The organism is Hymenobacter psoromatis (assembly GCA_001596155.1).
Taxonomy (GTDB): Bacteria; Bacteroidota; Bacteroidia; order Cytophagales; family Hymenobacteraceae; genus Hymenobacter.
Window position 1 is genome coordinate 231,502 of sequence record CP014771.1, and the last position, 12,805, is coordinate 244,306.

General features: G+C 62.6%; 10 protein-coding genes and 1 other RNA gene. 4 read left to right on the forward strand and 7 right to left on the reverse strand.

What is annotated here, in order from left to right; genetic code table 11:
* Positions 1-58 precede the first annotated feature (58 nt).
* From A0257_01060 to A0257_01075, 4 genes are all read right to left on the reverse strand, one after another.
* Positions 59-598 (reverse strand): dCTP deaminase, encoded by a 540-nt coding sequence (locus tag A0257_01060; GenBank protein AMR25817.1) that lies wholly within the window; start codon positions 596-598, stop codon positions 59-61.
* 80 nt (positions 599-678) lie between these two features.
* Positions 679-1,593 carry a hypothetical protein gene (locus A0257_01065; protein ID AMR25818.1) on the reverse strand — a complete coding sequence of 305 codons (915 nt, stop codon included), beginning with the start codon at positions 1,591-1,593 and terminating at the stop codon, positions 679-681.
* A 106-nt stretch (positions 1,594-1,699) separates the two neighbouring features.
* Positions 1,700-2,986 carry a glutamate-1-semialdehyde aminotransferase gene (locus A0257_01070; GenBank protein AMR25819.1) on the reverse strand — a complete coding sequence of 429 codons (1,287 nt, stop codon included), beginning with the start codon at positions 2,984-2,986 and terminating at the stop codon, positions 1,700-1,702.
* A gap of 221 nt (positions 2,987-3,207) precedes the next feature.
* On the reverse strand, positions 3,208-4,935 hold the full coding sequence (locus tag A0257_01075; protein AMR25820.1) for a hypothetical protein: 1,728 nt from the start codon (positions 4,933-4,935) through the stop codon (positions 3,208-3,210).
* Between the two features lie 347 nt (positions 4,936-5,282).
* Between A0257_01075 and A0257_01080 the strand changes: the two genes are divergently transcribed.
* Positions 5,283-5,981, forward strand: coding sequence for a hypothetical protein (locus tag A0257_01080; GenBank protein ID AMR25821.1), 699 nt, complete (start codon positions 5,283-5,285; stop codon positions 5,979-5,981).
* Positions 5,982-6,017: 36 nt separating this feature from the next.
* Here A0257_01080 and A0257_01085 read toward each other — a convergent pair whose 3' ends face one another.
* Entirely contained in the window at positions 6,018-7,556 is a 1,539-nt protein-coding gene (locus A0257_01085) for a hypothetical protein (protein ID AMR25822.1), read from the reverse strand.
* A 152-nt stretch (positions 7,557-7,708) separates the two neighbouring features.
* Here A0257_01085 and A0257_01090 point away from each other — a divergent pair, with 152 nt between their 5' ends.
* Positions 7,709-9,088, forward strand: a complete 1,380-nt coding sequence (locus A0257_01090; protein ID AMR25823.1) for a deoxyguanosinetriphosphate triphosphohydrolase — start codon at positions 7,709-7,711, stop codon at positions 9,086-9,088.
* Positions 9,089-9,240: 152 nt separating this feature from the next.
* On the opposite strand, the gene A0257_01095 is transcribed toward A0257_01090, so the two are convergent.
* Positions 9,241-9,924, reverse strand: a complete 684-nt coding sequence (locus tag A0257_01095; protein AMR25824.1) for a hypothetical protein — start codon at positions 9,922-9,924, stop codon at positions 9,241-9,243.
* A gap of 155 nt (positions 9,925-10,079) precedes the next feature.
* A complete protein-coding gene (gene guaA / locus A0257_01100) occupies positions 10,080-11,627 on the reverse strand; it encodes a GMP synthetase (GenBank protein ID AMR25825.1) in 1,548 nt (515 codons plus the stop codon).
* 268 nt (positions 11,628-11,895) lie between these two features.
* On the opposite strand from guaA, the gene ffs reads away from it, so the two are divergent.
* Together ffs and A0257_01110 are read left to right on the forward strand one after the other, a co-directional pair.
* An RNA gene (ffs, locus tag A0257_01105) (signal recognition particle sRNA small type) lies at positions 11,896-11,992 on the forward strand.
* A gap of 130 nt (positions 11,993-12,122) precedes the next feature.
* Positions 12,123-12,779, forward strand: coding sequence for a fructose-6-phosphate aldolase (locus A0257_01110; GenBank protein ID AMR25826.1), 657 nt, complete (start codon positions 12,123-12,125; stop codon positions 12,777-12,779).
* Positions 12,780-12,805 lie beyond the last annotated feature (26 nt).

Sequence of the window (12,805 nt, forward strand, 5' to 3'; positions counted from 1 at the left end):
GGCGGGTGGGTTAAGAAATTGTGCCTTCCGCGCGCTGCTTAACGCCCTGCCTCATCGCTTAAAACTGATTTTTCCACATCATGCTTTCCACCGGCCGGTCGCTGCGCTCGTTGTATTTGGCCGATTGCTTGCGGTTGTAAAACGTCTGCACATCGCCCTGAATACCAAAGTAGATGAGTTGACCAATGGGCATTCCCGGATACACCCGCACGGGCATCGACACGCTGATTTCCAGCGTCCAATGGTTGCAAAAACCCACGTCGCCTTTGCCGGCGGTGGCGTGAATATCGATGCCCAGCCGGCCGACGCTGCTCTTGCCTTCGAGGAAGGGCACGTGGGCGTGGGTTTCGGTGTATTCGTCGGTCACGCCCAAGTACAGGATGCCGGGCTGGAGCACGAAGCCTTCCTCAGCGGACATCTCAAACGTCGTGATTTTGTTGTGGCGGCGGGCGTCGAGCACCGCGTCGTCGTAGGTAGCTAGGAAGCGTCCCAGGTGCACGTCGTAGGAGTTGGTACCGAGGCAGCCGGGGTCAAAGGGCTGCACCACGATGGTACCGCGCTCCATTTCGGCGCGGATTTGCTGGTCGGTCAGAATCACGGATTTAGCGGATTTAAGCGAATTTCACGGATTTTGTGGACGATTTCGTCCGCGTAATCAGCGTGCAATCGGAAGGGTAATTAAGTACGCTCGTCGTCGTCGTATTCGTCGGCGGGCAGCTCATCGGTCGATTGGGGGCGAAATTGGCTGAAGAAGCCGGGGCCGCGCTCGACGGGGGGGGTAGGGGCGTCGGGTGCGGACAGACCTTCATCGTTGGCGGGGGGGTAGTAAGCCTGCTCCGCTTCGAGGTCGCGCACGCGGCGGCGCAGGCGGCGCTGCTCAGGCAGCAGGCTAGCCACTGTGAAGAGCAGCAGGCCAAACGAGCCCAGGCTCAGCAGCAGCGTGAAGTAGCCAACCCAGCCGGGGCCGCCGGAGGGGGTAGGGGCCTCCTCGGCGAGCGCGCCGCTGGCGGGGCGTTCGGGCTCGGCGCTGGAGTGGGGGGGTAGAGCGTCGTCGCCGGGGGCGGGGCCGTTGGTGGTGAGGGGCGCGGCCGGGGCCAACGGCTCTTCGGGCTCGGCGGTGGCAGGCTTGGCGGTAGCGGGGTTAGCGCTGGCGTTGAAGCGGGCGACGGCCTGCTTGATGGCGCGCTGCTCGTTGCGAATGAGGGCCGACTTTTCATCGCGCGGCAGGCCGCGGATAAAGAACTCGAAGTTGCGGTCGCGCACCACGCCGCTGAGCTGCTTCTCAAACTCGGCCAGCGTGAGCGGGCCGTTGCCAAAGCGCGTCTTGTAGCGCTCGGCCACACCGTTGTAGTTCTGAAACAGCTTTTGCAGCTCGGCGTTGTTCTCGAAGCTAGTAAACTGCTGGCGAGCGGCGGCGGTGCGCAGGTTTTCGGGGTATTTCTGGCGGGTGAAGTGCTTGTCGTACACCGTCTCGAAGGTGCGAAAATTCAGCTCATCAATGGTGCGGTCAAACAGCTGTTTGTTGGCCGCAGCAGGCGTCTGGGCCTGGGCCAGCAGCGGAAGAAAGAACAGTAAGCTGAGCAGAAGACGCATGGCGTGAAATAGCGCGGAGTTTAGCAAAGGTGGCGAATTTCGCAGAATTTTAGGGCGTTAGCCTCTGCGAAGCTCTGCCAACTCTGCAAAGCTCCGCGCTAAAAAACTACTGGTGCGCCTCAACCAGCGACTCGCGGCAGGCGGTGAGGTATTTATCCACCAGCTCGTCGGTGATGGCCGTGGAAATGAACAGCGCCTCAAACTGCGAGGGTGCCAGGTAGATGCCGCGCCGCAACATGCCGTGGAAGTAGCGTCCAAACGCCGGCAGGTCCGACTTCTTGGCATCCTCCAGGTTGTTGACGGGCTCCGCGGTGAAGAACAGGCTGAACATTGAGCCCACCTGGTTCACGGTGTAGTTCAGGCCTAATTCCTTGGCAATCTGGCGGGTGCCGTCGGCCAGGCGGGTGCTGGTGGCTTCGAGCTGCTGATACACTTCGGGGTGCTCGTGCAGGTAGCGCAGCTGGGCCAGGCCGGCGGCGGTGGCCAGCGGGTTGCCCGAGAGCGTGCCGGCCTGGTACACTTTGCCGGCCGGTGCCACTTGATTCATAATGTCAGCCCTACCCCCATAAGCCCCCACGGGCAGGCCGCCGCCGATGATTTTGCCCAGCGTCGTCAGGTCGGGCACCACGCCAAAGCGCTCCTGCGCGCCGCCCGCCGCGAGGCGGAAGCCCGTCATCACCTCATCAAAAATGAGCACGATGCCGTGCTGGGTGCAGAGCCCGCGCAGCCCGGCCAGGAAGCCAGGAGCCGGTTCCACGAGGCCCATGTTGCCCACCACCGGCTCCACAATAATGGCGGCCAGTTGGCCGGGATTGGCGGCGATGGCGGCCTCCACGGCGGCCAGGTCGTTGTAGGGCACCGTGAGCGTATCCTGGGCCACGCCCAGCGTCACGCCCAGCGAGTCGGGCGCGCCGAGCGTGAGCGCGCCCGAGCCGGCGGCAATCAGAAACGAGTCGCCGTGCCCGTGGTAGCAGCCCTCAAACTTGAGGATTTTGGCGCGGCCCGTGTAGCCGCGCGCCACCCGAATGGCCGACATGGTGGCCTCGGTGCCGGAGTTCACCAGCCGCACTTTCTCCACGCTGGGTACCATCTCGATGAGCAGCTCGGCCAGCTCGACCTCGCGCCGGGTAGGCGCTCCGAACGAAAACGAGTCGGGCAGCGCCTGGGCGAGCGCCTCCTGCACCGGCGCAAAAGCGTGGCCAAGTATCATCGGTCCCCACGAATTAATGAAATCAACGTATTGATTGCCATCCACATCCGTGAGCCATGCCCCCTGGGCCGACTGCATGAACACGGGCGCGCCGCCCACCGAGCGAAAGGCCCGCACCGGCGAGTTAACCCCGCCCGGAATCAGCTCCTGAGCGCGGGCAAATAAAGTTTCGGAAGTAGTCATGCAATTCAGAGTGCTATTTTCTATTCTAAAATTCAGTTGTCATTGCGAGCATGTTGCGCATCAAGCAAGGGCGAAGTGGAGCGCGGCAATTTTTCCTACTCATTGAACAGTAATCTTGTTGAACAGTAATCTTGGCGTGAAGGAAGGATTGCCGCGCTCCACTTCGCCCTTGCTTGATGCGCAACATGCTCGCAATGACAATTAGTTAACTAATACACTTACTACCGCAGCAGCTGCGGCTCCAGGTTGCTGAGCTTTAGGAGGGGCACGGTTTGGTTGTCGTGAGCGCCGTTGGGGTAGGTGTGGCCTTCAAAAATGGCCCCCGACGGCGGCGGCTCCGTAGCCAGCGCGGCCTGAAAGGCGGGGCCATATGCTTGCAGCGCATTGGCAAAGAATAACAGCAGCTCGAAGCCCTGGTCGGCAAACACGGAGGGCGGCACTTTTTGCTGGGTCAGGTAGAGCTGGCGAAAGCGCCGGTAGCCCAGCCCCTGCCGGTCGAAGTAGCGCGGCTGATAGTAATAGACGCCCGCGCTGCCCAGCTGCCCCACGCCGAGGCCGGGGTTGTCGAGCCAGGTGCCGGGCACCAGCAGCGCCGGCCGGCTAGCGGCCGGCACCTGGCCCAGCGCGGTGAAGGCGGCCGGCCCCACTTTGCGGTTGTCGGAAGCCACCACGACGTGGCTGGCCCCCACTAGCTCAGCCGGCACGAGGGCGGCAGTCAGACTGGCAGGGTCATCGGGCCGGAAGCTGTGAGTAGCCGGAATATGGCCGCCCGCCGCCTCGTAGGCCGCCTGGTAGGCAGCGGCAAAGTCGTTTTCGTCCTTGCTGTCTTCGTGCAGCAGCACAGCCGGCCGGCCGGTGCCAAACGAAACGGCCGCAAACTGCGCCGCCACCCGCCCCTGAGTGGCCGCGCTCGGCGCGTAGAGGTAGTGGTAGGGGTTGTCCTGCACCAGGCTGCCATCCTGCGAGAGCGGGTTGATGCAGATAATCTGGTGGTCGCGGGCGTAGCGGGCCAGCAGCTTAGCTCCCGACTTATACACCGGCCCGATGAGCATGTCCAGGCCCGCCAGCTCGGGCAGGGCCAGCACGCTCTTGAGTGTCAGCGTGTCAGCGCCCGTGTCGTAGGCGAAAAGCTGCACCGGGTGGCCGGCGCGCTGCAGCGAGTCCTGGGCCAGGCGCAGGCCGGCGTAGAGGTCGGTCACGAACTGGTTTTTCCGCTGCGTCTGCCAGCTGTTGTCTTGCAGCTCGAAGGGCAGCAGCACGCCAATGCTATACGTGCCTTTGCGGGGCAGCGCCTTGGGCACGGCCGGAGCCGCAAAGGCCGCCGCATACCGATTGCGGTCGAGCTTAAACTGCGCCACGAGCGCATCGAGCTGCTGGCGGTCGGCCTCGCTGAGGGGGGTAGCAGTCAGCAGATAATCAGCATATAATCGGCCGATAAGCTTGCTCTGCGGATAGCGTTTCAGCAAGCGCTGCCAGGTGGCGCGGTCTTTCAGCTTGGCTAAGTAGTTGGTTTGCATGGCCTCGCGCGGGGCGGCATACGGCTCGGCGGGCAGCTGGCCCAGGGTGCGCAGGGCGGTGTCGTAGTCGCCCTGCTCAAACGAAACCTGACCCTGCAAATACAGCGCTTCGGGTAGGCCGGGGTAGGCCGGGTACTGGTTGCGCAGCAGGTTGAGCATTTGCTCGGCCTCGACCCACTGGCCCAGGCGGCCCGCTGCCACGGCGTAGAGGTAGGCCGCGTCGGGAGCCTGGGCAAAATGGTTGACGGGCTGCGCCAGGGGCTCCAGCTCCCGCATGGCCGCGGCGTAGTGGCCCTGGTCGAGCTGCGCTTTGCCGGCGCGGTAGCGCGTAAGCTGGCCCTGGGCGGCCGCACCCAGGGCCAGTAAAAGGAGGGGTAGCAACAACAGCCGCCGCCACATCAGCGGGACAACGGCACGGTACAGACAGGTCATGGGGGGTAGGGCGGGCCAGCATTGGCCACCGCAAAGGTACGCCCGGCCGGGGAGGGCCCGAAAGCAACCCGCGCGGCCCCGCTTCCTACCTTAGCGTTCCCACCCGCGCGCAACTTCCCGCTTAAGTAGTCAGTCAAAAGTAGCTGAGTAAAAAGAACGTCCTTCCGAGCTTGCCGAGGAATCTCGCGGGCGTCGTTGAACAAAGCCCGAACGGCCCGGGCGAGATTCCTCGGCAAGCTCGGAAGGACGTTCTTTTTATACCCGTTTACTTCTGCACGAGTGCTCAACGAAACTCCCAATCGCGTGCTACCCCCCTGCCATAGCGCGCCTTGTAGCCTTTCACGCCGATGTACCTATCCATGCCTTTGTCGTTGCCCGCCCTGCGCCGCCGCCTGCCGCTGCTATTAATACTGGGGTTGTCGCTGGCCCTGAGCTTCGCGCTCATCGCCGTGCGCGTGTTCATTACCGGGCAGCTGCTATTTATATTTCTGCTCTGGAATTTGTTTCTGGCCGCCATTCCGTTTGCGCTGAGCGCGGCGCTGCACCTGGCGGCCCGGCCGCCCCAGGCGCGGCTGCTGCTGCCCATCGGGGCGGTGTGGCTGCTGTTTTTTCCCAACGCGCCCTACCTCGTCACCGACCTTTTTCACCTCGTGCCCCACTCCGGCGTGCCCTACTGGTACGACCTGGCGCTCATCATGTCCTGCGCCTGGAACGGGCTGATGCTGGCCTTCGCCTCGCTGCTCGATATGCACGCGCTGGTGCGCCAGCGCCTGGGCTTCTGGGCCGGCTGGGGCTTCGTAACGGTGGCGCTGGGCCTCAGCGCCTTCGGCGTGTACCTGGGCCGCTACCTGCGCTACAATTCCTGGGATATTCTCAGCAACCCGTTTACCCTGGTTTATGACATCGTGCAGCGCTTCCTGCACCCCTTCCACAACTGGCAAACCTGGGGTGTAACGGTCGTGTTCTGGTCCTTTCTGCTCATTGCCTACGCCACCGTGCGCCTGCTGGGGCAGGGTAGGGAATTGGGTTCACGGGAAGAGGAATAAGGAATTTTTCCGATTGGAATACTCCTCCTATCTTCTCTACTTCACGCCACCTTCCCAGGCGGCCAGCGCCGCCTTATGCTCGGCGGCGGCGCGGGCCAGCAGGGCGGGGGTAGGGCCCGTGCCCAGGTAAATGGTCGTGCCGCGCTCGCGGGCGTATGGGTTCGTGATTTCCCCTACTTTTTTAAGGGATTGAAAGTACGGCACCAGCTCGGCCGGGTGGCCTTCGCCCACTAGCAGCACGTTCCGATAGGGCCGCGCCGGCCACTGCGGAAACCAGTATAAGTAGCTGCCGTTGAAGCTGGTGGCGGCGGGCATGGGCCGGTCGCGGTTGTAGTAGTTGATGGCACCGGCCTCGCCGTAATTATCACACTTGATGAGCGTGCTGACCCGCGTCGAGTCGGGTAATGCCTGATAGGCCAGCCAGGTTTTATCGGCCAGCTCCTGCCAGCCCAGCATATCGGCAAAATCCTGGGGTAGGGGGTGCGCCTCGCCATCTTCCCAGCGGTTGAGGCCCAGCTTTTGGTGAATGGGCCGCTGGCTAAGACGCGCCATCGCGGCCGGTGCCAGCACCGGGAAAATATCGCGCACGATGAGCACCCACAGCAGCACCGGCAGCCCCAACAGCGCCACGCGCAGGCCCGGCCGGTGCGCCAGCCGCGCCTGCCACCACACTGCGCCCACCGCAAACAGCGCCGGGTAGTAACCCAGGCCGTAGTAGCTTTTGCCGTGTAACAGGGTCAGAATCAGCAGCCCTGCCACGTACACCAGTCCCGCCACGCGGGCGGCGGGCGCGGGCCGCCCGCGCAGGGCAGCCCACAGCCCCGGCACCCATATTAGCAGCGCCGCGAAGCACAGCAGCAGCTGCTCTTTCCAAAATCCAGCCGCCGTTACGTGCACTAGTTGCTCGTCGTGCAGCAAGGCCATGTGGTGCCGAAAGGGTAGGCCATGCGCCAGCTGCCAGCCCAGCGTGGGCGCGGCCACCAGCAAGGCCAGGCCCGCCGCCAGCCAAATGGGCCGCCGCCCCAGCGTGCGCGGCGCCGCAACCAGCAGCGCGGCCAGCACAGCTGCCCCAAAAAAGAACGTCGTGTACTTGTTCAGCACGCCCAGGCCCAGCACCAGGCCCAGCCAATAGAGGTGGCGCGGCCGGCCATCGGGCTGCATATAGCGCACCAGCAGGTAAGTGCCCAGCGTGAAGCTGAACACTTCGAACGCATTGGGCTGAAACAGCAGGTTGAGCCGCCCGTAGGCCGTGGTGAGGTAGCACACGCCGGCCAGCGCCTGCGCCCACGGCCCGCCGCCCAGCCGCCGCGCCAGCCGCACCACCACGTAAATAGTGCCGCTACCCCAGAGCAGCGGCCAGAATTTCACCCAGAAAAAACCGCCGCCCACCGCCAGCGTCAGCCAGCTTTGCAGCGCCGTGAGGGGCGGCACTTCGATGTAGCCCCAGGCCAGGTGGTGGCCGTAGTCGAGGTATAGATATTCGTCGCGGTGCAGCTCGTAGGTACCGTAGCCCGCCAGCAGCAAGCTCGATACGAACTTAAGCAAGGCAAAAAGCAGGGGTAGGCGGTGTTTCATACTGCTGGGCAGAAGGGAATAGACGCTTGTCATTGCGAGCTTGCGAAGCAATCGCACTCGAACGAGTGGTGCGCATGTCGTTCAGGTGCGATTGCCTCGCAAGCTCGCAATGACAAGCGGGTTTTTTGCTTACTCCTTACCGATACTTATACATGTCCTGGTCCCGCCTGCTCTCCACCCGCCGCTACCCCGACCGCCCCGCCGAGGTGCCTACCCCCGGCCGCTCGCCCTACCTCGCTGATTATGACCGGGTAGTGTTCTCGTCGGCCTTCCGGCGCTTGCAGCGCAAAACCCAGGTGATGCCGCTGCCCGAAACCGACTTCGTGCACACCCGCCTCACGCACTCGCTCGAAACTGCCTGCGTGGGCCGCTCGCTGGGCCGTCTCTCGGCCCGCCGCGTGCTCGAAAACGACCCCGATATTGCCCGCGAGCTGCCCGATTTTGCCCAAGACTGCGGCGACATCGTGGCTGCCGCCTGCCTGGCCCACGATATCGGCAATCCGCCCTTCGGCCACTCGGGCGAGGATGCCATCTCAGCCTATTTCGCCAGCCCCGCTGCCGAGCGGTTTATCAGCGAGCTGACTCCTGAAGAGTTGGCTGATTTACAGCATTTTGAGGGCAACGCCGCCGGCTTTCGCATTCTCACCCACACCTACCCGGCGCTCAGTAGCGGCTCGGGCGGCTTGGGGCTCACCCACGCTACGCTCGGCGCCTTTACCAAGTACCCGCGCCCGTCGCTCATCGACGCCAGCAAGAAGCAAAACGGGGCCAGCGAGAAGAAATACGGTCATTTTCAGGCCGAAAACTCCCGCTTCCGGCTCGTGGCCGAAGAGCTGGGCCTGCGACCCAAAGATGCCCCGGCCGGCTTCTACCACCGCCACCCGCTAGCCTTTCTGGTGGAGGCCGCCGACGATATCTGCTACCGCATCATCGACTTCGAAGATGGCCTCAAGCTCGGCCTCATCGACCACGAGCGCGGCCTGGCGCTGCTGCGCCAGCTGCGCGCCGCCGCCCCCAACGCCCGCCCCAAAAGTAGCGGCGGCAGTAGCCTGGAGTGGCGCGACTGGCAGGAGGAGCTGGGCTACCTGCGCGCCACGCTCATCGGCCAGCTCGTGGACGAAACCGCCACCCGCTTTGCCCAGCACGCGCCCGCCATCGTGGCTGGCACCTACGATGCCTCGCTGGTGAAGGAGCTGAGCGGCTACGAGTTTCTGCAAGAAATTCAGCAACTGAGCGTGGATAAGCTCTACCGCTCGCGCCCGGTGCTCGAAATCGAAGCCGCTGGCTTCGAAGTGCTCGGCGGCTTGCTCGACGTTTTTTTGGGAGCCATTTTCGACTCGAAAAATAACCACCGCTCCAAAAAACTGCTCGATTTACTACCCCCTCAGTTCCGCGCCATCGGCCCGCAAGCCGGCGCGTCGGCGTATGAGCAAATTCTATTGCTCACCGACTACGTGGCCGGCATGACCGACCAGCACGCGCTGAGCTTATATAAGACAATTAAAGGAATTGAATTGCCGAAGGGCTACTAAATCACGGATTACGCGGATTTTAGACGGATTTCACGGATTTTGTGGACGATTATCTGTTCAAGCCAGTTCACAATTAATGCCTAATTCAACGTTGAAAAAACAATCGTCCACAAAATCCGTGAAATCCGTCTAAAATCCGCGTAATCCGTGATTTAGCTTTCATGCAGCGCCACCATGTTTCCTAGCAGCGCCTCCAGCAGCAGCCGCCCCTTCCAAACCAATTTTAGCTTGCCCCGAATCTGCGCCGCAGTCTGTACAAATTCTTCTTCTCCAGCCGTTTCGTGGCCTTCGAAAGCCATGAGCTTTTCTACCATTCCCTCCGTCATTTCGGGGTGAAACTGGAGGCCGATAATGCCGTCGCCCCACACGAAGCCCTGCGCCGCGCAGCCCGCCGACATGCCCACCCGCACCGCGCCCGGCGGCACCGTGAAGGTATCGACGTGCCAGTGCAGCACCGTGGCTTTGTCGGGCCAGCCGCGCAGCAGCGGGTGCGCCAAAGCTTTAGCCGCGAAGCGCACCGTCCAGAAGCCGATTTCGGGTGCGGGATTCCGGCGCACCTCGCCGCCCAGCGCCTGCGCCACCAGCTGCGCGCCCAGACAAATGGCCAGCGTGAGCTTGCCCGCCCGCAACACCTCGCGCAAAAAGGCCTTTTCCGCCACCAGCCAGGGAAATTCGGCCTCGTCATATACGCTCATCGCCCCGCCCAGAACCAGCAGGCCATCAAACTCACGTAGCGCCGGAAAGGTGGGGTAGGGCTCAAAAAGCCGCGTAACCGTGAGCGTGTGGCCGTGCGCCGCCAGCCACCCGGCCGCGTGGCCAGGGCCTTCGTCAGGCAAATGTTGCAAACAATACCAAATCACGGATTACGCGGATTTTAACGGATTTCACGGATTTTGTGGACGGTTATCCCCCGCGTTATTTTAGCTAAAACACGTTCCGCAGCACGAAAACAATCGTCCACAAAATCCGTGAAATCCGTGTAATCCGTGATTTATTCCCATTCAATTGTGGCGGGTGGCTTTGAAGAGATATCGTATACCACGCGGTTGATGCCGCGTACCTGGTTGATAATCTTATTACTAACCTCTGCCAGGAAATCGTAGGGCAGGTGCGCCCAGTCGGCGGTCATGCCGTCCACGCTGGTCACGGCGCGCAGGGCCACTACGCGCTCGTAGGTGCGCTCATCACCCATCACGCCCACGCTCTGCACGGGCAGCAGCATCACGCCGGCCTGCCACACTTTGTCGTAGAGGTTGTGCTCCTTGAGAAGACTAATGAACACGCCATCAGCGCGTTGGAGCAGGTCCACTTTTTCGGGCGTGATGTCGCCCAGGATGCGGATGCCCAGGCCGGGGCCGGGGAAGGGGTGGCGGTTCAAAATCTCGCCGGGCAGGCCCAGCGCCGCGCCCACTTCGCGCACCTCATCCTTGAAAAGCATGCGCAGCGGCTCCACTATTTTGAGGTTCATCTTTTCGGGCAGGCCGCCCACGTTGTGGTGGCTCTTGATGGTCACGGCCGGCCCGCCGTGCACCGAAACCGACTCAATAACATCGGGGTAAATGGTGCCCTGGGCCAGCCAGCGCGCGCCGTCCACCTTCTGCGCCTCGCGGTCAAACACCTCGATGAAGGTGCGGCCGATAGCCTTGCGCTTGGCTTCGGGGTCGCTTAGTCCTGCCAGCGCGGCGTAAAACTCGGGGGCGGCCCGCACGCCGGTCACGTTCAGGCCCAGGCCCTCGTAGGCCTTCAGCACCGAGGCAAACTCATCCTGCCGCAGCAGGCCATTATCGACAAAAATGCCGTGCAGGCGCGGGCCGATGGCGCGGTGCAGCAGCAGCGCCGCCACCGACGAATCTACCCCCCCCGACAGGCCCAGAATCACTTGGTCGTCGGGGCCGATGGTCGTTTGCAGCGCCTCCACCATCGAGTCCACAAAGTGTCCAGGCGTCCAGCTCTGGCTACAGCCGCAGATGCTCACCACGAAGTTTTCGAGCAGCTGCTTACCCTCGGTGGAGTGCGTCACCTCGGGGTGAAACTGGATGCCGTAGGTGTCCTGGCCCGGCAGCTGGTAGGCGGCCACCGCCACCTCGGGCGTGCCGGCTATTACCTTGTAGGAGGGGGGTAGGGACTTGATAGTGTCGCCGTGCGACATCCACACCTGCGTATTGAGGTGCAGCCCGCGCAGCAATGGCGAGGCCTCGTCGAGGCTCGTGAGCCGCGCCCGGCCGTATTCGCGAATGGTGGCCGGCAGCACCTCGCCGCCGCCCTGCTGGGCCAGCAGCTGCGCGCCGTAGCAAATGCCCAGCACCGGCACTTTACCCAAAATGCCGCTCAAATCGGGGCTGGGCGAGTCGGCATCGCGCACCGAGCAGGGCGAGCCCGACAGAATAACGCCCCGCAGGTCGCCGGCGCTGATGCGCTCGGCCAGCTGGGGGGCGTGGGTGTAGGGGTGGATTTCGCAGAAAACGTGCAGCTCACGAATGCGCCGGGCAATGAGCTGCGTGTACTGCGAACCGAAGTCCAGAATGAGAATTTGCTCCATAAATCACGGATTACGCGGATTTTAGCGGATTTCACGGATTTCACAGGCGGCGCTACTGGCCGGCCGTCTGGCCGCTATGCCCGCTGGCGCGTGGGTGCCTGAGGGGTGAAGGATTGGCGCTGTAAAAGTACTTCCGCTAGCCCGTCCCGACAGAAGCCGGTAAGTGTTTCGCGCTGATAATCTGCTACTAAATTTTCCAGACGGCGCGAATCACCTACAAAATCCGTGAAATCCGCTAAAATCCGCGTAATCCGTGATTATCTTTGTACCGGCGAGTCAGAACGACCAGCTCCTACTGAACTCCCCCAGGGCCGGAAGGCAGCAAGGGTAGGTGGTTGAGCGGTGCGATTTTGGCTCGCTTTTTTTTGTCTTTTCCAGCCGGCCCCGAGCCGCGCTTTTCTGCCCAGGTTTAGGCAGGTAGCGCGTAGCTTTGAGCCGGCTTTCTTTTTGGGCTTGCCGCACTGACAACCGATTATAGTAGCTAACCGCTTACAAATGAAGTTCTTCATCGACACGGCCAACCTGGCCGAAATTCAGGAAGCCGTGGACCTCGGCGTGCTGGACGGCGTGACTACCAACCCCTCGCTAATGGCCAAAGAAGGCATCCGGGGCACCGATGCCGTAATGGCACACTACCGCGCCATCTGTGACATCGTGGACGGCGACGTGTCGGCCGAAGTCATCGCCACCGACTTCGAGGGCATCATCCGCGAGGGCGAGGCCCTGGCCGACCTGCACCCCAACATCGTGGTGAAAGTGCCCATGATTAAGGAAGGCGTTAAAGCCATCAAGTATTTCAGCGACAAGGGCATCCGCACCAACTGCACGCTCATTTTCTCGGCCGGGCAGGCCCTGCTGGCCGCCAAGGCCGGCGCCACCTACGTGTCGCCCTTCGTGGGCCGCCTCGATGATATCGGGGCCGATGGCCTGGGTCTGATTGCCCAAATTATCGAAATTTTTGCCAAATATGGCTACGCCACGGAAGTACTGGCCGCCAGCGTGCGCCACGTGCCGCACCTCATTCAGTGCGCCGAGCTGGGCGCCGACGTGGTCACCTGCCCGCTCAACGTCATCACCGGCCTGCTCAATCACCCGCTGACGGACAAAGGCCTGGCAACCTTCCTGGCCGACCATAAAAAAGTGAATGCATAACCGTGTAGGGTAAGCTTTAGCTTGCC